The 21,795-nt window shown below is 70.3% G+C and carries 43 protein-coding genes and 1 tRNA gene; 2 read left to right on the top strand and 42 right to left on the bottom strand.

Translation table 11 applies throughout. The features are described 5' to 3' along the window. Positions 1–6: 6 nt before the first annotated feature. The 23 genes from GFH49_RS39285 to GFH49_RS05200 form a co-directional block, all read right to left on the bottom strand. On the bottom strand, positions 7–339 hold the full coding sequence (locus GFH49_RS39285) for an HNH endonuclease (RefSeq protein ID WP_196217855.1): 333 nt from the start codon (positions 337–339) through the stop codon (positions 7–9). A gap of 589 nt (positions 340–928) precedes the next feature. Beyond that, complete coding sequence (locus GFH49_RS05305) at positions 929–1,366, bottom strand: AAA family ATPase (RefSeq protein ID WP_155054576.1); 438 nt, start codon at positions 1,364–1,366, stop codon at positions 929–931. Positions 1,367–1,372: 6 nt separating this feature from the next. After that, entirely contained in the window at positions 1,373–1,561 is a 189-nt protein-coding gene (locus tag GFH49_RS05300; protein WP_155054575.1) for a hypothetical protein, read from the bottom strand. A gap of 49 nt (positions 1,562–1,610) precedes the next feature. Next, complete coding sequence (locus GFH49_RS05295; protein WP_155054574.1) at positions 1,611–1,850, bottom strand: hypothetical protein; 240 nt, start codon at positions 1,848–1,850, stop codon at positions 1,611–1,613. Positions 1,851–1,852: 2 nt separating this feature from the next. Continuing rightward, positions 1,853–2,128, bottom strand: a complete 276-nt coding sequence (locus GFH49_RS05290; protein WP_155054573.1) for an HNH endonuclease — start codon at positions 2,126–2,128, stop codon at positions 1,853–1,855. A 14-nt stretch (positions 2,129–2,142) separates the two neighbouring features. Continuing rightward, positions 2,143–2,364 carry a MerR family transcriptional regulator gene (locus GFH49_RS05285; protein ID WP_155054572.1) on the bottom strand — a complete coding sequence of 74 codons (222 nt, stop codon included), beginning with the start codon at positions 2,362–2,364 and terminating at the stop codon, positions 2,143–2,145. Positions 2,365–2,552: 188 nt separating this feature from the next. Next, positions 2,553–2,804 (bottom strand): hypothetical protein, encoded by a 252-nt coding sequence (locus tag GFH49_RS05280; protein ID WP_230396167.1) that lies wholly within the window; start codon positions 2,802–2,804, stop codon positions 2,553–2,555. 96 nt (positions 2,805–2,900) lie between these two features. After that, complete coding sequence (locus GFH49_RS05275) at positions 2,901–3,134, bottom strand: hypothetical protein (RefSeq protein WP_155054570.1); 234 nt, start codon at positions 3,132–3,134, stop codon at positions 2,901–2,903. Continuing rightward, complete coding sequence (locus GFH49_RS05270; RefSeq protein ID WP_155054569.1) at positions 3,131–3,520, bottom strand: hypothetical protein; 390 nt, start codon at positions 3,518–3,520, stop codon at positions 3,131–3,133. The genes GFH49_RS05275 and GFH49_RS05270 overlap by 4 nt, the downstream gene beginning before the upstream one ends. Before the next feature lie 162 nt (positions 3,521–3,682). Further along, positions 3,683–4,105, bottom strand: coding sequence for a hypothetical protein (locus tag GFH49_RS05265; protein ID WP_155054568.1), 423 nt, complete (start codon positions 4,103–4,105; stop codon positions 3,683–3,685). A 3-nt stretch (positions 4,106–4,108) separates the two neighbouring features. Next, a complete protein-coding gene (locus tag GFH49_RS05260; RefSeq protein WP_155054567.1) occupies positions 4,109–4,723 on the bottom strand; it encodes a hypothetical protein in 615 nt (204 codons plus the stop codon). Further along, positions 4,720–5,193, bottom strand: a complete 474-nt coding sequence (locus GFH49_RS05255; RefSeq protein WP_155054566.1) for a helix-turn-helix domain-containing protein — start codon at positions 5,191–5,193, stop codon at positions 4,720–4,722. The genes GFH49_RS05260 and GFH49_RS05255 overlap by 4 nt, the downstream gene beginning before the upstream one ends. Further along, a complete protein-coding gene (locus GFH49_RS05250; RefSeq protein ID WP_155054565.1) occupies positions 5,190–5,507 on the bottom strand; it encodes a hypothetical protein in 318 nt (105 codons plus the stop codon). The genes GFH49_RS05255 and GFH49_RS05250 overlap by 4 nt, the downstream gene beginning before the upstream one ends. Next, the gene (locus tag GFH49_RS05245) at positions 5,507–6,295 is read right to left on the bottom strand and encodes a zinc finger Ran-binding domain-containing protein (protein WP_155054564.1); all 789 of its coding nucleotides are present in this window, start codon (positions 6,293–6,295) and stop codon (positions 5,507–5,509) included. The genes GFH49_RS05250 and GFH49_RS05245 overlap by 1 nt, the downstream gene beginning before the upstream one ends. Beyond that, the gene (locus tag GFH49_RS05240; protein WP_155054563.1) at positions 6,292–6,666 is read right to left on the bottom strand and encodes a zinc finger domain-containing protein; all 375 of its coding nucleotides are present in this window, start codon (positions 6,664–6,666) and stop codon (positions 6,292–6,294) included. Before GFH49_RS05240 ends, GFH49_RS05245 begins: the two co-directional genes overlap by 4 nt. A 3-nt stretch (positions 6,667–6,669) precedes the next feature. After that, positions 6,670–7,041, bottom strand: coding sequence for a hypothetical protein (locus GFH49_RS05235; RefSeq protein WP_155054562.1), 372 nt, complete (start codon positions 7,039–7,041; stop codon positions 6,670–6,672). Then, positions 7,038–7,226 carry a hypothetical protein gene (locus GFH49_RS05230; RefSeq protein ID WP_155054561.1) on the bottom strand — a complete coding sequence of 63 codons (189 nt, stop codon included), beginning with the start codon at positions 7,224–7,226 and terminating at the stop codon, positions 7,038–7,040. Before GFH49_RS05230 ends, GFH49_RS05235 begins: the two co-directional genes overlap by 4 nt. Next, positions 7,219–7,818, bottom strand: coding sequence for a cell envelope biogenesis protein OmpA (locus GFH49_RS05225; RefSeq protein WP_155054560.1), 600 nt, complete (start codon positions 7,816–7,818; stop codon positions 7,219–7,221). The genes GFH49_RS05230 and GFH49_RS05225 overlap by 8 nt, the downstream gene beginning before the upstream one ends. An 82-nt stretch (positions 7,819–7,900) precedes the next feature. After that, positions 7,901–8,410 (bottom strand): hypothetical protein, encoded by a 510-nt coding sequence (locus GFH49_RS05220; protein WP_155054559.1) that lies wholly within the window; start codon positions 8,408–8,410, stop codon positions 7,901–7,903. 29 nt (positions 8,411–8,439) lie between these two features. Next, positions 8,440–8,513: transfer RNA gene (locus tag GFH49_RS05215), tRNA-Ile, on the bottom strand. A gap of 105 nt (positions 8,514–8,618) precedes the next feature. Continuing rightward, positions 8,619–9,824 (bottom strand): TIGR03299 family phage/plasmid-derived protein, encoded by a 1,206-nt coding sequence (locus tag GFH49_RS05210; RefSeq protein WP_155054558.1) that lies wholly within the window; start codon positions 9,822–9,824, stop codon positions 8,619–8,621. A gap of 27 nt (positions 9,825–9,851) precedes the next feature. Continuing rightward, entirely contained in the window at positions 9,852–10,097 is a 246-nt protein-coding gene (locus GFH49_RS05205; protein WP_155054557.1) for a hypothetical protein, read from the bottom strand. A gap of 24 nt (positions 10,098–10,121) precedes the next feature. Further along, positions 10,122–10,481 carry a hypothetical protein gene (locus GFH49_RS05200; protein ID WP_155054556.1) on the bottom strand — a complete coding sequence of 120 codons (360 nt, stop codon included), beginning with the start codon at positions 10,479–10,481 and terminating at the stop codon, positions 10,122–10,124. A gap of 141 nt (positions 10,482–10,622) precedes the next feature. On the opposite strand from GFH49_RS05200, the gene GFH49_RS05195 reads away from it, so the two are divergent. Beyond that, the gene (locus GFH49_RS05195) at positions 10,623–10,856 is read left to right on the top strand and encodes a hypothetical protein (protein WP_155054555.1); all 234 of its coding nucleotides are present in this window, start codon (positions 10,623–10,625) and stop codon (positions 10,854–10,856) included. Continuing rightward, a complete protein-coding gene (locus GFH49_RS05190) occupies positions 10,853–11,329 on the top strand; it encodes a GIY-YIG nuclease family protein (protein WP_155054554.1) in 477 nt (158 codons plus the stop codon). The genes GFH49_RS05195 and GFH49_RS05190 overlap by 4 nt, the downstream gene beginning before the upstream one ends. Before the next feature lie 2 nt (positions 11,330–11,331). On the opposite strand, the gene GFH49_RS05185 is transcribed toward GFH49_RS05190, so the two are convergent. From GFH49_RS05185 to GFH49_RS05095, 19 genes are all read right to left on the bottom strand, one after another. After that, complete coding sequence (locus tag GFH49_RS05185) at positions 11,332–11,988, bottom strand: sigma-70 region 4 domain-containing protein (RefSeq protein ID WP_155054553.1); 657 nt, start codon at positions 11,986–11,988, stop codon at positions 11,332–11,334. Continuing rightward, entirely contained in the window at positions 11,985–12,560 is a 576-nt protein-coding gene (locus GFH49_RS05180; RefSeq protein WP_155054552.1) for a DUF7341 domain-containing protein, read from the bottom strand. The genes GFH49_RS05185 and GFH49_RS05180 overlap by 4 nt, the downstream gene beginning before the upstream one ends. Further along, positions 12,547–13,314 carry a DNA-methyltransferase gene (locus GFH49_RS05175; protein ID WP_230396166.1) on the bottom strand — a complete coding sequence of 256 codons (768 nt, stop codon included), beginning with the start codon at positions 13,312–13,314 and terminating at the stop codon, positions 12,547–12,549. The genes GFH49_RS05180 and GFH49_RS05175 overlap by 14 nt, the downstream gene beginning before the upstream one ends. Beyond that, positions 13,307–13,531: a hypothetical protein gene (locus GFH49_RS05170; protein ID WP_155054551.1), complete on the bottom strand. Its 225-nt coding sequence runs from the start codon at positions 13,529–13,531 to the stop codon at positions 13,307–13,309. The genes GFH49_RS05175 and GFH49_RS05170 overlap by 8 nt, the downstream gene beginning before the upstream one ends. Further along, positions 13,521–13,829: a hypothetical protein gene (locus tag GFH49_RS05165; RefSeq protein ID WP_155054550.1), complete on the bottom strand. Its 309-nt coding sequence runs from the start codon at positions 13,827–13,829 to the stop codon at positions 13,521–13,523. Before GFH49_RS05165 ends, GFH49_RS05170 begins: the two co-directional genes overlap by 11 nt. Then, a complete protein-coding gene (locus GFH49_RS05160; protein WP_155054549.1) occupies positions 13,826–14,239 on the bottom strand; it encodes a hypothetical protein in 414 nt (137 codons plus the stop codon). Before GFH49_RS05160 ends, GFH49_RS05165 begins: the two co-directional genes overlap by 4 nt. Next, positions 14,236–14,445: a hypothetical protein gene (locus GFH49_RS05155; protein WP_155054548.1), complete on the bottom strand. Its 210-nt coding sequence runs from the start codon at positions 14,443–14,445 to the stop codon at positions 14,236–14,238. The genes GFH49_RS05160 and GFH49_RS05155 overlap by 4 nt, the downstream gene beginning before the upstream one ends. Next, entirely contained in the window at positions 14,442–14,810 is a 369-nt protein-coding gene (locus tag GFH49_RS05150; RefSeq protein ID WP_155054547.1) for a hypothetical protein, read from the bottom strand. The genes GFH49_RS05155 and GFH49_RS05150 overlap by 4 nt, the downstream gene beginning before the upstream one ends. A gap of 244 nt (positions 14,811–15,054) precedes the next feature. Continuing rightward, entirely contained in the window at positions 15,055–15,321 is a 267-nt protein-coding gene (locus GFH49_RS05145) for a hypothetical protein (protein ID WP_230396165.1), read from the bottom strand. A gap of 2 nt (positions 15,322–15,323) precedes the next feature. Continuing rightward, positions 15,324–15,623: a hypothetical protein gene (locus GFH49_RS05140; protein WP_155054546.1), complete on the bottom strand. Its 300-nt coding sequence runs from the start codon at positions 15,621–15,623 to the stop codon at positions 15,324–15,326. Positions 15,624–15,771: 148 nt separating this feature from the next. Then, a complete protein-coding gene (locus tag GFH49_RS39280) occupies positions 15,772–16,242 on the bottom strand; it encodes a hypothetical protein (RefSeq protein ID WP_196217854.1) in 471 nt (156 codons plus the stop codon). Between the two features lie 4 nt (positions 16,243–16,246). Continuing rightward, entirely contained in the window at positions 16,247–17,590 is a 1,344-nt protein-coding gene (locus GFH49_RS05130; RefSeq protein WP_155054545.1) for a hypothetical protein, read from the bottom strand. Continuing rightward, positions 17,587–18,240: a hypothetical protein gene (locus tag GFH49_RS05125; RefSeq protein WP_155054544.1), complete on the bottom strand. Its 654-nt coding sequence runs from the start codon at positions 18,238–18,240 to the stop codon at positions 17,587–17,589. Before GFH49_RS05125 ends, GFH49_RS05130 begins: the two co-directional genes overlap by 4 nt. Then, positions 18,237–19,613 (bottom strand): glycosyltransferase, encoded by a 1,377-nt coding sequence (locus tag GFH49_RS05120; RefSeq protein ID WP_155054543.1) that lies wholly within the window; start codon positions 19,611–19,613, stop codon positions 18,237–18,239. Before GFH49_RS05120 ends, GFH49_RS05125 begins: the two co-directional genes overlap by 4 nt. Before the next feature lie 3 nt (positions 19,614–19,616). Further along, positions 19,617–20,255, bottom strand: coding sequence for a hypothetical protein (locus GFH49_RS05115; RefSeq protein WP_155054542.1), 639 nt, complete (start codon positions 20,253–20,255; stop codon positions 19,617–19,619). Then, a complete protein-coding gene (locus tag GFH49_RS05110; protein ID WP_155054541.1) occupies positions 20,255–20,479 on the bottom strand; it encodes a hypothetical protein in 225 nt (74 codons plus the stop codon). Before GFH49_RS05110 ends, GFH49_RS05115 begins: the two co-directional genes overlap by 1 nt. Beyond that, positions 20,476–20,724, bottom strand: a complete 249-nt coding sequence (locus tag GFH49_RS05105; RefSeq protein WP_155054540.1) for a hypothetical protein — start codon at positions 20,722–20,724, stop codon at positions 20,476–20,478. Before GFH49_RS05105 ends, GFH49_RS05110 begins: the two co-directional genes overlap by 4 nt. Continuing rightward, positions 20,724–21,065, bottom strand: coding sequence for a hypothetical protein (locus GFH49_RS05100; protein WP_155054539.1), 342 nt, complete (start codon positions 21,063–21,065; stop codon positions 20,724–20,726). The genes GFH49_RS05105 and GFH49_RS05100 overlap by 1 nt, the downstream gene beginning before the upstream one ends. Further along, complete coding sequence (locus tag GFH49_RS05095) at positions 21,062–21,769, bottom strand: WhiB family transcriptional regulator (protein ID WP_155054538.1); 708 nt, start codon at positions 21,767–21,769, stop codon at positions 21,062–21,064. The genes GFH49_RS05100 and GFH49_RS05095 overlap by 4 nt, the downstream gene beginning before the upstream one ends. Between the last annotated feature and the right edge of the window lie 26 nt (positions 21,770–21,795).

Raw genomic sequence — 21,795 nt, 5'->3', positions numbered from 1 at the left:
CCGGCCTCAGCCGATCAGCGCAAGCTGCTGCGAACCCCGCGCACCCTTCGCGCTGTTACAGCGGAAGTGAGCCAGCTGCACATTCGCCCGAGTGTCGTCCCCGCCCTCGGCGACCGGCACGACATGGTCGATCGTCGGAGCCTTCGGGTGCGGGGCTACCCGCTTCATCGCCACACGTCCACCGCACAGCCCACAGCGAGCCCGATCCCGGGCCGCTATCTCCACCAGCGTGTACGGCTCCGACGCACCGCCACGCTTCGCAGCCCTGCGCCGCCGGTTCTTCTCCTGCCAGTACAGGCGCTGACGCTCGCGCGCCTCCGGAGAGAGCGCTTGAGCCATCTCGGCTGCCGTCCGGGTCTCCCGCCGCTTTGGGCGACATGCAGCCGAGCAGTAGGTCGTCCCACACCCCAGGGGCATGGGTTCTCCGCAGCCGATGCAGGCGCGGACGCTGGCGTGATGGCTCCGAGCCTGTGCGCATTCGTTGCACCTACGCCGCTTGCGCCCAGTCGGGGGCCGTTCCCCAGCGGCACCGCAGTCCACGCACCGATACGTTCGAGTCGTCATCGAGGTCTCCCGGAAATGCGGAAGGCCCGAGCCGGGAGACTCGGGCCTTCCTTCCCGCCGTGATCAAGCGGCAGGCGCCTTATGTGGTGTGATCTTGGTTCGGGTGGATTAGCGGCCATCACTCAGCGTTATGTCACGCAGGGTGACGGCCAACTTGGAGGCCCGAACCGAGTTCGCGCGAAATGATCTTTCAAAATGGCCGCGCAAAAAACCGGACGACAAGGGCGTTTGGGTCGCCCGGGTTCGGCCCGAAGTTTGGACCCACTCTCTCCCCGTTGATCATGCTCGTGGTGACGTTGTGGGCGGTCGTCGGGCTGTTGTCACCGGTGGTGATGCTGCGGGGTGCACCAGGGGTGGCCGGGGGTCACCAGGTGCGGGAGGCCTGCGGCATGGTGGGCTGTGGGAGTCGGGCGCGGGCGTTGTACCAGCGGGTGGCGACGCGTTCCATGTCTGTTGATCGCATCGCTGCGATGCGCTGCATGACGATGTCTCGGCCTGGGTCGACGACCACGAGGCGAGCGCCGAGCCGCTTGTACCGTGCGAGGGCCTTGGGGCTGGGCATGGTGTGGATCAGGTAGACGTCGGCCTGGTCACACAGGGTGAATGCCTCGTCCATGGCTGCGTGCCGTGCGCGGTGGGCGACGCGGAGCTGGATCGGATCCTGGTTCCAGCTGGGTGCGCCAGGGCCGGAGAGTGCGCGGGTGATGAGGTCGAGGTCAATGACTACGTCACGGGCTGTGGCGTGCGCCTGGATCCAGCTGCTCTTGCCTGCGGCTGGCGGGCCGGTGACGACGTACAGCACGATGCGTCACCCGCCGTCGGCCGGTCCGCCATCGTCGGGGTACAGCGGCGCGAGCGGGCGCGTCGGTTCGTACCGGGCGTCGCTGTTGTCCAGGCTGACGGTGACGCTGTGGTGCTCCCGAACGTGGTCGACGAGCGGGCGGGCGCTGATGGCGACGACCTGCTGTCCGTGCTCGTCGCGCGTGGCCGTGGGCAACTTGACTGGTGCCTCACAGACTGGGCATGCGACCGGGATGTTGAGGCGGTCAGTCGCCACCTGGTCCACCTCCGGGCGACGGTTCGTACTGCTCGACGATGGCGCCGCGTAGCGGGTCGCCGGGTGTGCGGTCCATGACGAGGGCGTCGACCGACGTGGCGATGGTGCAGAGCGTGAACTCGTCGGGGTGGTAGACGCAGACGAAGCCGCCAGGGAACTCGACTGCTCCCCACGTCCGGCCGTCTGTGAGGCGCAGCAGGAAGGGTATGGCGGGGGCTGGTACGGCCATGGTCACCACCTTCGTGAGGTTCGCTCGGGCCGCTTGGGCGCCGTGCGGTTGCCGCGTGCGCTGTTGCAGCGGCGGTGTGCGGCGCGGGCGTTGGCGGGGTCGAGGAGGTCACCGCCGCGGGACAGCGGCACCTGGTGGTCGAGGGTGAACGACAGCGGGTGACGGGCGTCCAGCTCGTACCCGATGTTGTGGCCGCAGATCCAGCAGGGCAGTCGTTGGGCACGGAGCCAGTCGACGAGGCGGCGGTAGGGGCGCCCGTTGCGGGGGTTGCCGGCCATGGCGTCACTCCCTGTCAGGCCCGCGCTTGCCTGGCCTGTGCGAAGTCGCGCTTGACTCGGTCGAGGTCGGGTTTGGCGTAGAGGTGGCGGGTGCGGTGTCCGTCTCCGGGGATGGCGGGGGCGAGGAGGCCGCGGTGCTTCCACTGCCGGATGGTGACGGGCTCGACGCCGGCGTATGCGGCGGCCTGGTCGGGGTCGAGCAGGTCAGCGGGGCTGACGTGGACCAGGGAGGCCATGTCACCTCCTGGGCGTGCGTCAGCCCCCGTGCGGGGCGCGGGGGCTGGTGGCGTGTGGTGACACGTGTGGCACTGGCATCAGTGTTACAGCAGGTCACAGCGTTACGCAAGGAAGGATGGGTGAACTGGTCCTGTCCCTCTTGAAATGATCTACGTGTGGGGGTATCGGCTGCGTCGTGTACGCCCGGCTACACGTCGCCGAGGATGTCGCGGCGTTTGGTCGCGGCCTTGCGGTTGAGGGCGTTGGTCATGCGTACGGCGGTGATGGTGAAGGCGATGCCGCCGGCGACGAACAGCACCTGGGTGATGACGCTGACGACGGCGATGTTCTGGGTGGCGAGGGCGATGGCGAGCATGATGAAGCCGCCGCACACCCAGGCGAACCAGATGCGGAACTTCTCGACTCTGACGGCCGTCTGTATGTCCCGGTACTCGGACACGGTGTCCCCCTGTGATGGTGATGGTGGAGGCATTGTGTCGCCGGGTGGGCGGCTTGTGCAGGGGTGTGACGTTCCTGTGACGTCCGGGCGTGGGGCTCATCCTCCCGCAGGATCAGCGGGTACGACGACGGTGAGGTAGGCGCGGGTGCCGTCGCTGCCGCGCATGGGCCGGTAGCTGGCGGGGCCGCAGTCCGCGGCCTGATGGAGCGCGGCCACCAGCTGGTGTACGGCCGCGTCGTCGCCCATGAGCCGGACGTCGACCGGCGACGGCCCGCCGCTGCTGTCGGCCTGTTGGGGTGGCGGAGTGCGCCGGGCGGGGCGGTGGGTCAAGGGCTCGTCCTCTCGCGCTTGCGGGCGTGCTCGTATCGCCGGCGGGCTGCGATGAACGCCTCGTTGGTGCCGCCGCGGTCCGGGTGTGCGTCGGCCATGGCCTTGCGCAGCTTGGGCAGGGATGGCAGCTTCGGCCGGGTGGGGATCTCCGGCGCCTCCAGGTGCAGGTGGCGCCGCGTGTAGCCGTGGTAGATCCCTCCGTCGGTCTCGATCTTCTGGCGGTCTACGAACCCGGACCGGCCGTTGAGGTACGTGAAGTAGATCCGCTTCTTGGTCTTCTTGGTGATCGGATGGGCGAGGATCTGATAGTTGCCGAGGGGGCCGTCGTCCCAGTTGGCGTCCCAGAGTTCGTACAGGTACTCGGCCACGGCGGGTTCAGTCGGCATAGGTCATCCGCCTGTCGTGGTCGGCGCACTCGCACGCGCAGTTGTGGGATCGCTCGCACGGGCACGGTTCGCAGCAGTAATGGGTGCGGCAGTCGGGGCAGTAGGAGGCGGAGCAGTCGTCGCAGGGGTTCAAGATCGTTCTTTCCCGTCGGTGGGCGGCGGTCACTTGTACTGGCGGGTAGGTGCGGTGCCGAACAGGTCGAGCTGCTCGCCGCGGGCAAGCTTCTTGGCGTGCTGGGCGCGTAGGAGTTCGCGGCGTTCGTCGCTGCAGCAGGTGCACCAGCGCCACAGGTCGACCGGTTGGCCGTCCGGCTTGAGGCGTCCCCAGTACTCCCACCATTCCTCGCCGTCGGTGGTGATGCCGGTGAGGATTGTCGCGCCGACGGTGGCGACGACCCAGCCGCGGAAGCCGGTACGGCGGTGGCCGGGCATCTCCCCGGCGAAGCCGTGGAGCTGGACGGCGTCGCCCCGCTGATGCGGGCTGTGAGCGGGGATCGCGCGGCCCGCGGTGGTGGCGAAGGCCTCGCGCAGGTGCTCGGGAATGTGGTCGGGCACGGGGTGCCGGGGCTGCGGCGGCGCGCTCACCGCTCAGGCTCCGTTCGGCACGGGCTTGATGGCGTTGAGGAAGCGGAGGGTGGCGTCGACGGCGTTGCCGGTCAGCCTGCCCCTCTTCGGGTCGCCGAACGCCAGGTAGTGGGCGACCGGTTCGGCCGCATCGGGCTTGGCCTCGTCGATGCGGTTGCTGCTGGCCATGTAGCGTCCGCCGTCGAGATCCACGGCCGTCATGCAGCGCTGTTCGACCCGGCCGGGGATGTGCTCGAAGCGCGGCGTCGATCCGCCGGCTCTGCGGCGCCGGGCGGCCTCCTGCACGGCGGGGTGCGGCGAGTCGGATGTGATCGCGTACGCCTCGTACCGGAACGCGGCGCCGATCAGCGGCCCGGCGCCCGGCATGACGAGCAGGTGCGACCCGTCATCGTGCCGGGGCAGCCGAAGCGCCAGCCCGGCTACTGCGAGGACCGCTGTGGGCGGGTGGCCAATAGCGGTCCATACGTCGTCCGGGATCGGCACGGGTGACAGGCGCACGCCCGTGGCGCCCTGCCGGTGGATGGTGAACAGGGCGGGCTGTTCATCCCAGTCGGTGCGCGAGCGCAACTCGGCGGTGAGCGCGCTCATGACCGCCTCTACGGTCGTCGATGCGATCACGGCCGGGACTCCCTCGGGTTGCACGGGCTGACGTTGACGTGGGTGATCTCGGGGGCTGTGCCGCGCGGGCAGAGGCCCCGTTCCCAGGCGCCGCGGTAGGCCACGGCGAGGACCTCCAGCCCTCGGCGTACCGCGTAGCCGGGCGAGTGGCCGGCCTCCATGAGCAGGGCGAGGTCGGCGCGCGCCTCAGGGGTGAGCCAGCGGCGCAGTGGCTCGTCGAACGGATCGCGTGGCGCAGGGGCGGCCTCGGGGGCGGGCGCATCCGGCGCGTGCTGCGGCTCGGTGGCGGCGGGATCCGGCGGAGGCTGTTCCTGCGCCTGGCGGATGGCCTTCAGGTCGCGGAGCACGGTGTCCTTGCCGACGCCGATCTGATCTGCGATCTTGCGGGCGCTGAGTGTCGGATCCTGCTCGATGAGCTGGCGCACGAGGGCGCGGCGCACGTCGACGGTCATGGCGGGCGGCTGGCTCATGCCGGGCCCTCTTCCGTGTCGCTGGTGGCGTACGACGGCGCAAGCTGGCTCTCGTGGTCGTCGAGATCGTCTTGCGGCTCCGGATCGGGCCACGAGGCCGCCTGCAGCAACGCGTACGCGTCTTCCCGATAGTCGGGCTTGATGGAGAGCAGCGGCCCGCGGCCGAATCGCACGTCGTACGGGTCGGGGGCGTAGCTGATGACCTTCAGCCCGCCCATGCCGCTGACGCTGGCGAGCACGACGCCTTGGCGCTCGGCGAACAGGTCGTCGTAGTGCCGCTCCAGCCAGGCGACCGCTGTCAGGTGCCGGCCCATCAGCCCTCCCCCTCGGTGTCCTGGCTGGGGTCGGGCCGGTCGGTCTCGCAGATCACGCACACGTCGCGACGGTTCGCGTTGCCGCACACACCACATGTCCAGGGCGCCCCGATGCGCAGCCCCGCCTCCAGCTCGGCCACGCGAGCGCGCAGCCTCGTAACCGCAGCACCCAGCAGCGGCACCGCCTGAGCCAGACTCACCTCCGCCGACAGCGGATCACCCAGCGCGACGACGGACTCAGCCATCGCGTTCAGCTCTTCCACCGACGGCGCGACGTCCAAGCCAGCCGACCGGGCCTCAGCCTGCGAGCAGATCGGCCCGGACAGCGGAAGCGCCTGTGGCTCATTGGGAGTGGACTCGTCCTCGGCCGGCTCGTGCCCACCGCTGGTGCCCTTCTCCCCACAGGCCTCGATCAGAGCCTGGACAACTGCCCTGCATCGACGCCACGCATCCGCGTACGACCCGGCGTTGAGCGTGCCCTTCAGATACTCGGGCAGCTCCATCGCGGCCAGCCGCTCGTCGACCTCGCGCAGGACGGCGAGGCGGTCGAGGCGGCGCAGCTCGGCGACGATGGTCGCGGTCGACGGCATCCCGGTGTCGACGAACTCCAAGTCGGGGTCCAGGAAGGCGGCGGCCCACGTCGACCAGCCCTTCGCGGTGCCGACCTCGCGGATCTTCGCCGACCACTCGCGGCGCTCCTCGGCCAGCAGCTCGCGGGCGTACCGCTCGGAGTTGTCGCCGCAGCCGGACTCGCCGAGCACCTCCGTCAGGGACTCCAGGGCGCTCACCGACTGTCACCGCCTTCGGCTTCGTCGAGGATGAGCGCGGCGGCCTGCTTGGCGGACAGCAGCCCGTTGCGGGCCTTCACCTCGCTGCGGATCCGGGTGGCCTCGCTGGAGTAGCCGTGTTCGGCGAGCAGCTCAGCCGCACGCGTGCCGGAGACGATGGTCCGGTTCTGCGCGGCATCCGCGATCAGCTTCGCGGCCGGGACCGCCGCGAACCGTGCGGCCTCCCATGCCTTGGTGCGGACCTGGTGGAAGTTGTGGCGGACCCGGGTGCCGCCGTGGCTCATGCACGGTTCGCCAGCGGATGCGGCGCAGCCGAGCGGGGGCGGCGGGCAGTCCACGCGGCGCGGAGAGTTCTCCTGAGTGGCGCTCATCGCTCAGTCCTCGAACTCGGGAAGGCCGCGGGTGTCGAGACCGAGCGGAGAGGCCGCGGAGTGCATGCGGTCAACGGCGGCCGACAAGAGCCGGGCGAGGTGGACGGCCTCTGCTGTGACTGCGCGCAGCTCGGCGACGGCCTTGTCCGGGTCGCCGCCGTCGTCGGTGACCCGTCCCTGCTCGTGGGTGTGCTCCACCGGACGGGCCGTCTGCTCCAGGGCCTGCGGGAGCATGCGCACCAGGTAGGCGAGGGAGCCGATCGCGTCGTACGCGTGGGGCGGGAATCGCCAATCCGTCCCGGTGCTGATCGTGTCGTGGTTGAAGGCGCGGACGAGGTCGCCGGCCTGGCTCATGGTGCGGGCGGGTGTGGTCATGATCCTTCTTTCTGTGCGCGGTAGGTGTCGCGTGCCTCGCAGGGCTGGGTGAGCCGGGCCAGCAGCAGGGGCAGGGCCTGAAGGTCGCCGACCTCGCGGGCGTAGGCGATGGCGTCGTTGATCTGCTGCCGGTCGTCGTCGGTCACCCAATGGGCGATCACGTGGTGGCAGGTGGTGTCACTCATGGCGGTCTGTCGATTCCAGGTCGAGGACCGCGCGGAGCAGCGCTGCGTCCTCTTCGGGAAGGCGAGGGCGAGCCGCAGCGCGGACGGGCTTCTTCATCAGCACGGGCACGTCGAGGCTGATACCGAGGACCGTGCCGTCAGGGCCGTACGCGATCTCGTAGCCGGACGGGGTGATGTACCAGGCTTCGTACGCTTCGGCGTGCTTCCCGGCACGCGCCGGTGTCGAGGCGAGCAGGCCAGCCACGGCAGAGGGCGGGCCCGGCCGGTACCGGTCCATGGCGCCGTTCAGCATCGGGCAGACGGCGACGGCGTAGTCCAGGCACTCGGGGTGCATGCCGGGCTCGTCGACGTATCCGACGGCGCTGTCGGCGGGCCGGACGACCAGCCCGATGCGGCGTCCCAGCGGCTGACGGCAGAACTGGCACAGCCTGTGGGTGATGGCCTGGATGCGACGGAGGGGGAAGTTGACGCCGAAGTAGGGCCGTCCGTCGAACCAGCCGGTGATCCATGGGACGGCCAGTCCGCCGTGGCGCGGCAGGGCTGCTGCGCGGGCAGGCGGTCGGACCGCTCGGGAACGGCGGGGCTTCGGCATGGCGGGTTCTCCGGTGTGGGGCCCGGCGGCGGGAAGCGGCCCGGAAGGGTCGCGCGTCCGGCCGCCGGGCGGTTCGGTGGGGTCAGTGGACGCGGAAGCCGCCGCGATGCTGGGCGCGCTCCAGGTAGGCAATCCACTTGAGCCAGTAGTCGAGCCGGTCCGCGCCTACGATCACCTTCGCCTCGTCGCCGCTGTGGGCGCGGTACGCCTCCAGGGCGGCGGCGATCTCCTCAGGGGTGACCAGCCAGCCGTCGTTGGAGCCGAACTTGTGCAGCGCCATGCCGAACGGCGGGTCGGGGTGCCAGGCGAGGTGCGTATCGATCGTCTTCGCGAAGGTGACCGCCTCCGGCTTGACCGGCTGGTTGCCCTCGTAGTCGTCGGGGTAGCGCACGGCCGACACGTCGTCCCAGACGATGCTGTCCGGCTTCTCCGGCCACGGCGGGCGCGCGTAGTCAGTGGCCACCATTCCGAGCTGATGCATGATCTCCCGGTAGCGGGACATGCCCCAGATGTTGAGGCGGAAGTACGAGGCGTCGCCATCCTCGGCAGCCTCGCCCTCGGGGGTCTTCTCGATGTACATGTCGTAGCGCACGGCGGGCTCCTTCGGTTGAGCCTATGGAGTGGCGCCGACGGGGCTCGAACCCGTGACTTCGTGGCTTATAAGACCAGCCCTCTACCAACTGAGGTACGGCGCCAAGATGTTGAGTTGTGGTGCGGGCCGCGCCCCGTTCGAGGGGAGGGCGGGGCGCGGCCCTGGGTGGCGGCCGGAGGGGGGAGTCACCGGCCGCCGGTCTGGGGGGTCAGCGGGTGCGGAGCGTCAGCAGCCGCTTGTGGGCCTTGGTCTTGATCTCGTCGTCGGCGCCTTCCATGACGGCGGTCGCGCGGAAGACCTCTTCCGTCATCGACTTCGGGGGGCGGCGGGGGGCGACGTGGTCGAGGTAGCCGGTGATGGCGCGTTCGGCCGCGTACGCGGTGCGGCCCACCCGCTCGGACTCGGCACGGAACATCTCGTCGAGGGTGCCGGACCTGGCGGCGAAGTTGGTCTTCTTCGTGTCGGAGGCGTCGTCGTCGAGGGGCCACAGGTCGCCAATCACTTGGTGGAAGTCGGCGACGGCGATGTCCGTGCGGGCCAGCGCGGTCTCTTCGTCGGCGAACCGCTCGAAGTACTTCACGGACAGGCCGAGGGTGCGGCGGGCTTCCTTGATCTCCGAGGTGGCTCCGGCGGTGTGGCGGACCGCCCACCGGGTCACGGCGTCGCGGACGGCGAAGCGCTCCGTGTTGGCGCACACGGGCCGCCAGGGGGTGACAACGCACTGGAACTGTCCGTTGCCGGAGTGGTCGTTCATCACGGCCACGTACGGGACGACGATGTCGTTGATGCCGTCGGCGTCCACGGTGACGGTCTGCGGGAGGCGGATGGCGATGAACACGCGCTTCCCGCCGCGGAGCAGCCCGGCCGACTCCCACACCACGTCGTAGCGGCCCACCAGCTCCTGGAGGAACTCGAAGCCCTGCCGGTTCTGGATCGGCTGGTACTTCCGGCCGACGGCTCCGAGGGCGGCGCCGGTGTCGGTGCGCACGGTGTGGAACTGGTCGGTGTGCTCGCGCAGTTCCCCATCCCACCGGTACAGCGCGGGGACGGTGTCCACGTCGAAGTCCAGGCCGGACAGGCCGAGGACCTCGTCGATGTCGGTGGTGCCGCCGGGGATGATCTGGCCGAGGCCGTGCCATGCGGGCGAGGACGCGTACAGGGCGATCGTGCCGTCCGCGCGGGAGTCGAGGCCGTGGTTGGCGATGATCTGCTCGATCTGGCCCTGGGTGTTGCGGGAGACGGTGAAGACTTCGCCCCGGTCGTAGCCGGTGAGGACCTTGTACCGGTTGCCGCCGATCATGCGGATCTCGCCCCGGTCGATGCGGGCCTGGAACTTGCGCTCCACGTCGCGGACGGCCTCGATCTGAGCGGTCTTCTCGTTGGCGAACGCGGTGTTCACGTCGGTGATGGTCATGGTGTCCCCTCCGGGGTTGATCAGGTGTCAGCCGCAGGCGGCCGAGCGGGTGATGGACTCGCGGCGGGCGTGGTACGGGCCGGAACGCTCGCCCCACGGGTCGACCAGCGCGAAGCGGAGGTCGACCAGGCCAAGCGCGTCGACGGCCCGGCAGATCCGGCACGGGCAGGGGACGGCCAGCCACAGGCCGTGCAGGTCGGTGATCGTGCCGTGGTAGATGACCAGGTCGCCCGGCTCGATCAGGTCGAGAGAGCGGATCAGGGTGTCGGACATGTCTCCCCCTTCCGGGGCGGGCGGTTACGGGTGGCTGCGGACGGGGCTGGGCGTCGGGGTCCACCGCATCGCGTCGACGCTGGTGAGCTGCGGCGCCGGAACGCGGACGGGCCGGACGACCGGGGCGGAACGGTCCTCTGCGTAGCGGCCGTAGGCGTCCCATGCCTCGCTCAGCACGTGCCGCTCAGCCGGGCGGTAGGCCATGACGCGACGGAACCGGCCGTTGATGAACCGGAACGCCTTGCCGGGCTCGCGCCTATAGGTGTCGCGGTAGATCTCCGCCGCCACTCGGCCAAGCCACGACCCGTAGCGCCAGCCAGCCGGGAGACCGCGCTGCACGAGGTACTCGGCGACCGTGATCCTGCGGCTGAGCTGTGCGTTCATGGCGGCCCCCTTGACTTGCGGTGTAGCTACACCATACAGTCTGGTGTAGCTACACCGCAAGAGGGTGGACCATGATTTCTGTAGCTACACCCCGAGGAGGTTCCATTGAAGCCCGTAGCTACACCTCGGTACGGTGCGCTCATGCCGAACGTGCCGAAGACCCCCGCTCGCCAGATCCGCATCGGCGAGAAGTGGTACGACTTCGACGCCGCGGCGAAGAGCCTCGGGACTGAGCGCGCAGCCGTCATCCGTGAACTGATCGATTGGTATCTGCGCGAGCCGGGTGCCGAACTGCCCCCGCGGCCGACTCGGAAGGTCGTACTGGAAGCCCGTCGGGCGCGCGAGTCGCGAGAGCGTGAAGAGGCCGGCGAGTGAACGGCTGGACGGCCCTCTACCGCCTCTACGACACCGACGGCGAGCTGCTGTATATCGGAGTGACCGGCAACATCGCCACCCGCTGGAGCGCCCACGCCAGCGACAAGGAATGGTGGCCGCAGGTTGCTCGCCGCGAGCTGACGTGGTTCGCATCCCGTGACGAAGCACTCGCCGAAGAGCAGCGCGCCATCTGGAACGAGCGGCCCCGACACAACCGGCAGCACGCGTTTCCGAAAGTGAGCGCAGAGGCGGCGCGCGTGTTCGCTGGATTCAAGCAGGCGAAGGAGGAAGAGGCTGAGCTGTGGCCTCTGGTCCGCGCCCGCGCGATCGAGGACATGCGTGCCGGAGCGACGGTAAGCCAACTCGCCGAGTGGACCGGTCGTAGCCGAGAGACCTTCCGGCGCATTGCTCGCGCCGAGGGAATCGAGCGCCTTCGCGAGCCCACCGTGCGTCGGCTCAAGGACGACGACTGACGTCATGACGCGGCCTTCGCCGCGGCGGCACGCTGGCGGCGGCGGAGGTTGTAGACAGCCGACTCGCCCTTGCCGACCGTGCCGCGCACGGCGCCAGCGCGACGGTCGCAGCCCCAGTGCGCGGAGGGCGCCTCCCCCTCATGCCACAGCTCGCGGAACGCCCCACGAGCCCGTCCGAGCAGCGAGCGGAAAGTCTGGGCCTCGATGTCGAGCAGGCGCGCGGCCTCCACGTAGTCCCCGAGCGTGGCCAGCGCGGTGAAAGCCTGCCGCTGGCGCGGGGTCAGTGCGGCGAGAATCTGCGCCAGAGCAGTGCGTTCCACGATTCCGGCCTCGGGGCTCGGTGTGACGCGCCCGGCCCACTGCCAGTACATGGCGTACCGGGCCCCGTTGTTGGTGGAGTCCCGGCGCGCTCCGTGGAACTGCATCGTCTCCTTCACGTCCCTGGCGAGCGCCTGGCGGCCTGCTTCGAGCAGATCGCGGCGCACCGGACGCTCGTCGGCCGCACACAGGTGCTCGGCGATGCCGTGCCATGCAGCGGTGTACAGGTCGTCGCGGTCGCCAGCAGGCCACCATGCTCGGTTGTTGGAGACGACTGCGCGGGCGAGGGCGTCCAGGTCCCGCATGGTGTAGCCGTGTGCGACTGGGGTCTCAGTGATCATGAGGCTCGGTTCTCCGTGAGCAGGGACAGGCGGTCGCCCTCGTAGCGGGCGGGCCGCCCGGTGTCCTCGTCCACGCAGTCCGGGTTGGTGCACCACGCCCGCGACCGCTCGCCCTCCGACGCCGGGCGCGTCTTGATGGACCGCTGCTCGCACACGAGGCACAGGACGTGCCGCATCTCGCGGGCGGGCTCCTGAAGGCCTAGGACGGTACGGCACACGGAGTGCCAGCCGCCCACGGTCGACGCCACCTCCGCCACTCGGCCCGCAGCCTCAGCGCCCGGCGGGATCGCGCGCAGGGCCCGGTCCCACTGCTGCATGTGACTGGAGGCCCGCAGTTCCATGTCGAGGATCCTCGCCTGCGCCTTGATCGCCGTGGACCAGTGCACAGCGTCCAGGGAGGCCGGCGGCCGGGACCCGGGCGCGGCCCCTCCCCCGGCCACGCGCGGCTGCCGGGTACGCAGGGTGAGGTCGTCCAGCCGCGTGATGAGGCCGGGGCCGCCGTCACCGGGATGCTTCTCATCGCCGTCCCATCGGTCGAGCAGGTCGCGTACGAGCTCGTCAAGCGTCTGCACCGGCGGCCTCTTCCGTTGGCAGGGTGAGCGCTGACAAACGGCGGGCAGCACGCTCCGCGTACTCCTCGTTCGCCTCGATGCCGATGGCGCACCGGCCGGTCTGGCGGGCCGCGTCGAGCGTGCTGCCGGATCCGGCGAACGGGTCGACGACGAGACCGCCGGGCGGGCAGGCGTAGGTGACCATGTGCTCCAGCAGAGAGAGCGGCTTCTCCGTCGGGTGCAGGCCGCCGCGCACGGACTTGATCCGCAGCACGGACCGCATGAGGCGCGTGCCGTCATCCTCGTACATGTAGGCGCCGATCTCGCCGTAGTGCTTGCCGCGGTTTCCGTAGGCGCGGGTGTGCTTGTCGGGGCCCGTGTACGCGGCGCGCGGAGTGTCGTGGTGCACGGCCCCCCAGTCGCCGCGGTACCAGTGGGTGGCGATCTCGTGGACGCGTTTGAAGCGGTCTGTGGCGAAGCTGGTGCCGTTGTGCTTCTCCCAGACGAGGTCTTGGGAGAGCTTCCATCCCTCGAACTCGTGGGCGCGGTCGAGGAACATGCGCATCGAGCCGAAGCACCACATCGAGTTGGCGACGGTGGCGGCGAGGGCGGGCCAGCCGTCGGGCCAGCGGTCCCATGCCAGGCTCGTCTCGGCATAGGGCGGGTCGGTGACGATGCAGTCGGCCTGCAGGCCGAGGGCGGGCAGCACCTCCCGCATGTCGCCGACGTACAGCTGCAGGCCGGCGTCGGTGTCTTGCCAGTACGGCTCAGGCATCGGTCACCTCCGCCGGCCGCTCAGTCTCGAAGCTGACGATCACCTCGTCGTCCGCTGCGCTGATGAAGACGTCTCCGGTACGAGTGCCGCGCGCAGCGGCAGCAGCGCGCCGGTTCTCGGCAACCGCCACCGCCTTCTCCACCTCGGTGTAGTGCGCGGGGCTCTTCAGCACCCACTCGACCCGGTCGATCGTGATGACACGATGCTCAGCGTCCATCGGTGTTCTCCTTGCTTCGTCGTGCTCGCCACCAGCGCACGCAGAGGCCGCACACGTCGCCAGCGTCTGGGTAGAGGACGCCGAGGCCCGGCTTGGGCTGCTCGCCAGCAGGCAGGGCACGGCGCAGGCCGGGGCAGTTCGGGTAGATGTGGTCGATGAGGAGCGTCGGGCTGGGGTACCAGGGCTCGACGGCGTTCTCGGGGCCGTAGCGGTCGCGGTGGTCGATGTCGACGAGCGCGAGCACCGCCTCCAGGACGGTGGGGCGGTCGCCGAGCTCGTCGAGGGGGTGGTCGCTCACAGGTGCGTCTCGCCCCGTGCGAGGGCCCGCGCGGCGTCCTGCTCGGCTGCACGCTCGGCGACGTCGTAGCCGAGGTATTTGGTGAGCTGGCCGAGCACGGCGCGGGCACCCGCACCTGCCGGGCGTGCCCTGTCCAGGACGGAGACCCGCGCGGCGATGTTCACCAGGTCGAGCAGCAGGGCGGTGGGCACGAGTTGGTCGCCGGGCCATTCGACGCGGGCGCCGTGGTAGCCCTTCAGCAGCTCTTCCAGAGACGTCGCGCCAGATGCGAGCCCGTACTCCGGGTCATCGACGATGACCGCGCGTCCGGAGGGGAACTCGGCGCCGTCGAGGATCTGGCCGTTGTGGTGCAGGCGGAAGCCGCGGGTGAAGGCGGGCTGCATGGTGGATCCTTCGTTCTGGCTGGTCATTGGCCGCACCTCGGACATGGCTGGTCGGCGAGGTCGAGGCACACGACACAGGGACTGGGCGGCTCCTCGCCGTCGGTCGCCCACGGCACGCCAGTCACATCGGTGCCGCAGAGCGCGGTGTCCTCGTCGCAGTCGCACACCGCGTGCGACAGGTCTTCACCGTGGCCGTTGGCGGTCACCGTCGGCTCGGGGGCGAGCGTGGTCACGGCGTCTCACCTGCCATGCGCATCAGCCGGTCGTAGAGGGCGCGCCCGCTCCGCTGGTCCTCGATGTGGCCGTCCTGGCCGGGGCCGGGTTCGGTCGCCCCGTTGATGGCGCGGGCGATGGTCAGGGCGCCATGGACGGACGCGGCGAGCTGCTCGTCGGTCATGGCCGGGGTCTGCCGCTTCATCTCCGCGGCGACGTCGGCCTCGACGTCCAGGAACTCGGCGAGGGGCTCCCGGGCGCGCAGCAGGACGCGGATCATCTCCAGCAGCTCACGGGACGGACAGGCGACCTGGAAGCCTTCGCAGTTCCGGCTGTCCCGCAGCCGGGCAGCAGCGACCCGCAGCTCTTCGATCGGGGTGGTCATCGGCGGCGCCTTCTACGTTGTGGTGGATCGGTGGGCGAAGGAGGATCTTCTGTGAGCACTCGCCGTATGTCGGCGCTGTGCCGCTCGCCGTAGTGCTGTTCCATGGCGCTAGCGGCAGCATCGGGGGTCGCCTCGCGGACGACGTGCGGACAGTTGAAGAAGCAGTGCACGGCGTAGACCGCCGCCGGCTTGGCCAGGTCCAGGTCGGAGAGCTCGAAGAGTGCATCGGGCGAACGTGAGCCCCTCACGGCCTGGTCACCTCCAGGCGCCGGCGCCCGCCGCGCTCCTGCTGCGTTGGCACGACGTGGTACCCGGCGGCGCGCAGCTCGGTGGTGATGGCCTCCAGTTGGTCGGCTTCGCCGGGCCCGTCGTAGAAGACGTGCACCCCACGGCGTCCGGCTTGGGCTACGCGGAACCCGGGATCCCACTCCCCTGCCTCGAACTCGCTGAACTCGTGGCCCTTGTCGATGAGGAGCCGCTGCACCGACGCGGCCTTGATGCGCTGCGCCATGCTCAGGCCCCCCTGTACGTGACGGCGAAGCCGGGCAGGCCGAGACCGAAGTCCGGATCGGCGGATGCCGGGCGGAGCGGGGCGCGCAGCTCGGTCTCGTCGACGCTGCACATCGGCTGCCGGGGCGACGAACCTGCCGGTACACCGATCCAGCGGAACGGCTCGTCGCAGTCGTGGCAGTTGACCTTGATGTCGGCGTGGTAGCCCACCACCGTGGGGTCGCTGTCGGACGCGGTGACCCGGTTGACCTCCACGAAGGCGTCGAAGTTCTCGTGCGGGCACGGCTTGTCGAGGTCAGCCATGGTCAGGCCTCCTTCGGGGTGTCGGTGCGGAGTGCGGGCGGCCGGTGCTGGCAGGCGCACGACCAGGACTCGCGGCCGGGGTTGGCGGGCTCGTCGCAGTGACGGGCGCCAGGTACGCCGTCGGCGGCGTCTCGGCATGGGCGGCAGATCACGGGTGTTCCCGGGGCTGGTCGTCGGCGGTCAGGGTGGCGGTCTGGGCGTTGAGGAGCCCGGCGCGGATGGCGTCCCGGAACAGAGGCGCGACCTGGTCGCACTCCGGGTCCTGTGCACGGCACAGGGCGCCGTGCAGCCCCTCGTACATGGCCTGTACGGCGGCCGGGCTGTCGGCGAGCAACGTGGCGGCGGCACGGAGGTCGTCAACCGGGGACGTGGACTTCCCGGTGAGGTCGCGGGCGGCGTCGAGCATGCACTTCCGGGGCACGATCACGGCCTGCTCACCGGGGCCGACGTTGGCGCCGTGCTCCCGCAGCTCGGCCGCGGTGATGTTGGGGACGCCTGGCACGTTGCCGATGACCATGAAGTCGCCGGAGCGAAGTTCGAGGACGTCCGGGCAGGTGGCGCTGCTGGTGGACCCTCGCTCGGCGGGTGTACTGCCGATACGGCGGACGATGGGGTTCACGGGTTCAGGCCTCCATCTCGTGCGGGAGGGTGCAGCGGGTCTCGGGGGCGGCGAGTTGCTCGTCGAGGCTTCCGCCGCTGGCGAGCGCGGCCAGGACACGGGCGTGCTTGTCCTCGACGTGGGCGCCGAGTTCGCTGCGGAGGAACTGCGGGCCGCCAGTGCAGTACGGGCACGCCTGGCTGTCGGTGGCGCCGAGCCGGGTGTCGCTGAGCGCTTCCTCGGTCTTCTTGACGTACGAGGCGAGCTGGCTCCCGGGCAGGGCCCACTTCCGCGCATCGGCTACGACACCGCGCACGCGCTCGATGGCGGCCTCGGCCTGCTCGGCGCGACCGGCGTACGACCCGGCCGCAGCGTCCGCGCTCTCGGCTTCCGTATACCGCTGAAGTTCGGCGCGCAACTCGGCCACCGTCTCCCACCACGGGCGCTCGACGGTCGGCGCGACGGTGGTGCACCACCGGGCGTAGTCCTCCGGCGTCACCGTCGGGCCGACGAACCCGAGGATCTCCCCCTCGTGCGTCACGCCCTCGTTGCTGACCTGCCGGAAGCTGCCGAGGACTTCGCGGAGTACGGCGGCGTGCTGGTCGCGGTCGCGCTGCTCCTCCGCACGGAACCGGTCGGCTTCTTCGGCGTTCCGTACGGCGGTGTGGACGCGGTCCTCGGCATCGCCCAGGCGGGCTTGCAGCTCTTCGCACCGCCGTCTCAGGCCGTCCTCGGCGATGCCTCCGTCGGGCGGTGACAGGGCTCTACCGTTGTCGACGGGGTACTCGGCCAAGCGGTCTCCCCAGCTGCGCCCGCGGTCGTCGGTGTGGTCGGTGACGGGGATGTGTCCGGCGGCGCGGATGCAGTCGCCCACCGGGAGCACCCCGGTGTAGCGGGCGCTGCACGTCGTGGCGGGCGCCATCGTGTCAGCGGCTGCCGGCGCATCGGCCTGGTCGTCGTTGAGGACGTCGCGCAGCTCGGCGCCGGCCACCCGCACGAGGAACTGCGAGGCCCCGTGTGCGGCTTCCCAGCGGTCGGCGAGCAGGTAGGCCCGACCGGCGACTCCGCGGAGCCGCTCGATCTCCTGCTGCGCCCGCTCGGCGGCGTCCAGGTGGTCAGCCACCGGGATGGTGTCTTCGTCTGCCCAGATGACGTGCAGGTCGCCTTGGCCACCGTGGTCGTGGATGTCGGTGATCGATTCCATGCTGGGGTGCGGCGTGGTCAGCGCCCACTTCCCGCGCCAATGGATCGCGGCCTGCCCATCCGGGAACAGGATGCCGTCGGCGATGATGCCGGTCCCGGACACGCCGCTCAGATCACGATCTCTACGGAGCACGAACGGGCGGCCGAAGGTGATCGGTTCGCTCACGCCTCGGTCACCGCCTCGAAGCGGGCGGCGAGGGCGGCGAACTTGTCCCGGTAAGCACAGTGCTCGGCGACGTACTTCCGGATGGAGTCGTCCATGCCGCCGCGTTCGCCGATGGCCATCCAGCTGTTCACACTCTCCTGCTCGCGCTCGACAGCCCTGCGCAACTCGGCGGCAACCGCGGTCCGGGTGGCCCATTCGTCGTCGGTGACGATGTCCTTGCCTTGGCGCACGCACTCGGTCACGTAGCCGAACAGCGTGTTGAGGCTCATGAACGCGCGCCGGTCGTAGAAGGCGGCCTTGTAGAAGATGGCGACGCGGCGGCGGCCCAACTGGTCGACGAGGTACGACCACATGTCGTGGTCGGATGCCTCGCGCTTCCAGCCCTCGGGGAGGGTCGCTGGGCGGAACAGCGGGTCCCTGGCGTCGGGCTTGCCGAAGGTGAAGCCGAGAGCTTCGAACGCGGTCTGGCCGTCGCTGCCGGTGTGATCTTCGATCTGAGCCGGAAGCCTGTCGGAGTTGACGAGCTGCGTCTGGCCCGCGCGCTCCTGCTCGGCGATGGCCTGGTCGCTGCCGCCGGGGCCCATGGACGCGGCGAGCATGAGGAGTGCGTTGGCCGGGTCCTTCATGTTCTCGGACGTGTTCTCGATCATCGCGGGGTTCCTTCGGACAAGGGGGAGGCGGTGCGCTGGCGCGGGATGGGCAGGGTGAGCGTCGTCTCGGTCTCGGGATCGAGCAGCTTCGCCACGGGGATCCGGGGCAACTGCACCGTGTCGTCGTCCGGCAGCACGGCGGCCGGGCTGTCGAGGGCGACTTCGGCGCCGTGCTGGCGGGTGCCCCACCCGGTGCGGTACAGGGTGGCCAGCGAATACAGGCGCAGCGGCAGCAGCATCGCCAGGTTGAGGAGCGCGTACAACGGCGCAGCGGCGAACGTCAGCAGCCGGTCAGCGGGCGGGACCCCCGGCGCGCGGCGCAGGTAGTGGATCGAGCGCAGCCACGCCATGGCACACACGACGGCGACGTACCCGGCGAGGATCGTCCAGGCCGCCGGGTGGACAGCCACCACGACCAGAGCGGTCATGAGGGCCGCGGTGAAGGCGAGCCAGGTGACCAGCTCTACCAGGTTGAGCCACCAGAACGCGCGGCCCATGTACCGGAGCTGGGCGGCGAGCAGTAGGCCCTCGCGGAAGAACGACTTCCCCCATCGGATCTGCTGTCGGGCGTAGTGGCCGAGGCGGTCCGGCACGTCGGTGCGGCCGACGGCGGCAGGCTGGATCAGGGACTTGCCCTCGGTGAGGCAGTAGTAGGTCAGGCGCCGGTCGTCGCCGAACGTCGCGGGCTTCCCGAGGAAGGTCTGCGAGAGGAAGTCGTCCAGGTGCTTGCGCGCCACCCACCCGCGATAGGCCACGAGCGAGCCGCACGCGCACAGCACTGAGCCGAGCCGGGAGTATGCGACGCGCTCACCGAGGAACGCGTTGACGTACCGCATGTCGATCAGGCGGGTGAGTAGGTTCGTGGCCCGGTTGTGGGCGAGCAGCAACCCGGTGACGCACATGACGCGGCGGTGGGCGAACGGCCGCAGCAGCTCAGCGACCGCCTTCTGATCCAGGACCGTGTCGGAGTCGATGCACAGGTACACGTCCGCGCCCGGCTGGGCATCGAACCCGGCGGCCAGGCCGTGCCGCTTCCCCTTGTTGACGGGGAAGCGGATCAGCTCCAGATCGACCCCGGCCGTGGCGAACCGGTGCCGCAATTCGCCGACCACCTGCGCGGCATGGTCCGTCTTGGAGCAGTCGTCGATGACCGTGACCGAGTGGGGCCGGCGGGTCTGGCCGATCAGGGAGCGCAGGCAGCGGCGCAACATCTCGGGTGTCTCGTTGTAGACGGTGATGACCGCGTGCACGGTGAGGGGCGCCCCGTCACGGAAGGCGGCCGGGGGTCTGCGGCGCAGCGGCAGGGACAGCAGCAGCTTGGCGAGCAGCAGGCTGCCGACGGCTATGCCGTAGGTAGATATGTGGGCGTGCACGGGCTATTCCTTCGGCTGGTGGGTGGTGTTGTCTGCGGCGGATTTCGCATCGCGCCTGGCCTGCTGGCGCTCTTTGTCGCAGACCCGGCACGTACGGCCGCCGTCCGGTCGAACGCGGACGTTTTCCGGCGTGCGGGGATGGCCATGGACGCAGGTGTCGCGGAGCTGCGGGCGCTTGTTTTGGGCCTGCTCCTTGTACGTGCGCCACGCGACGTTGCCGGGCTCGTAGTTGCCGTCGTTGTCGAGGCGGTCAAGCGTGTGCTTCGGGGAGGGGCGTGGCCCGACGTCGGCGAGGAAGGCCTCGAAGGAGTCGATCCAGCGGTCACAGACCTTGATGCCGCGCCCGCCGTACCTCGGGTACGGCTTGTAGTTCGGGTTCAGGCAGCGCCACTTCATGCCCTGCCAGATCCGGTACTCGGGGGTGTCGCGCTTTCCGTGTTTGCGCGCGCGTGCCGACGCGGTCTCCTTGCCGAGGCATCCGCAGGAGTTCGTGGTCGTGCCGAGTGCGCGGAGGGCGATGGTCTTCTCGCTGCCGCAGTCACAGCGCACTTCGATGCGGGAGTTCGCTCCGCGCGTGGGCTCACCGACGACTGTCAGTCGGCCGAAGCGCGCGCCGGGCGTGGCCTGTGCTCGATTGGCCATCACGGCTCCCTGTCGGGTTCGGTGGTGGTGCCGCGCGCGTCGATGGCGCGGCACGTCTTGAGGTCTTCGCGTCCGGTGCGCCAGGTGTCCCAGGCGGTGACGGCGCGGGTGCAGGCGGCGTGCAGGGCGAGGCCGATGCCGACGAAGGCGGCCAGGCCGAGCAGCATGGCGAGGCCGCCGGCCGCGCCGACGAGCAGCACGTCGCGTGTGGTGAGGAGAGTCATGAGGTGCCGCCCCTGCCGGTGTGGCCGTCGCGGAGGACGGCAGCGGCGGCGAGCACTGCGAAGACCGCGGCGACTGCGAGGAAGGCGATCGCGAACGGCTTCCGCTCCAGGTAGGCCTCGCCGGCGGCTGCGAGCAGGCAGGTCAGGGACGCCAGGCCGCAGAACCATGAGTCGGGCAGACCGAGACCGAGGCCGATGAGGGCAGCCAGGCCGACGGCCAGGGCGGCGATGTGCAGGGGTGGCATCAGGTTCCTTGCGGGGGTTCGTTGGTGGACGGGTCGCCGAAGATCGCGTCGTAGGCGGCGTCGGCCCTGGCGTTGGCCTCGCGCATGGGCCGGTCGGCGAGGTGGGCGCCAGCGATGCAGCCCTGCGTGCCGCACGTCGGCAGCGGCTTGCCGACCGGATCCCGCCCGTAGTGCAGGCGGAACGACACCTTCGGAGCCGGGGTCTTCTGCCCGGCGTAGAAGACCAGCGGCGTGTTGCTGGCGGAGTCCCGGTAGCCCGCCCACAGGACGTGCCCGCCGTCGAGCTGCTCGGAGTTCCCCTCGAAGACAGCAGCGAGCGAGGGGAACCTGCTGCGCGTCATGATGCTCTCCGCACATGCAGGTCGGGGATGAGGCCTATGCGTTTGCGGGCATTGCGGACGGCTCGGACACCGACACTGAGTCGCTCGGCGATCTCGGGGTCCGACAGGCCCTTCACCCACAGCCGGTACACGCTGCGGTCCCGCTCCCCGTACCGCAGGGCCGCGCGATGCCGCGCGTAAGCCTGGCGGCATCCAGCGTCGATCGGCTCGCCTGCCTTCACGTGCCGCTTGTACGCGGCCACCGACGGACACGGCGTCACCCGGCGCCCCTTGGCAGGCTCCGGCATGTCCGGCGACTTCGGCAGCTTGCGGGCCTGCCCGTACTCGCGGTTCGCGGCCGTGCAGGACTCGCAGCGGCAGCCCGCCTTGTACGTGGACCGCTTGCCATGCTCGCGCTCTGGTTGGGCAGGCGTGGCGGCGAGTTCCAGAGGCGGCTTGGGGACGGCCGGGTCGGCGGCCACCCGCTCACTGGGGGTGAGTTCGGCGACTATGCCTGCCCGCAGGTAGAGGTTCCAGCCGCGTTCGGTGTCCATCACCAAGTTCCGGCAGTCGGCCAGAACGGGGCAGGCGTGGCAGACCTCCTTCGCCTCGGTCTCGCGCGACCCGTCGAAGAACAGCTCGGGGTCCTTCGAGCGGCACAGGGCATCCGCCTGCCAGTCGAGGGGGCGGCCCACGGTGTCGGGGACGGCTCCGGTGTAGGACATGGGTCACCTCACGGCGGTGAGAGCGG

It is taken from the genome of Streptomyces blattellae, assembly GCF_009709555.1.
GTDB lineage: Bacteria > Actinomycetota > Actinomycetes > Streptomycetales > Streptomycetaceae > Streptomyces > Streptomyces blattellae.
The sequence above is the reverse complement of the archived record's forward strand: the minus strand, read 5'-3'. Positions and strand labels throughout refer to the sequence as shown.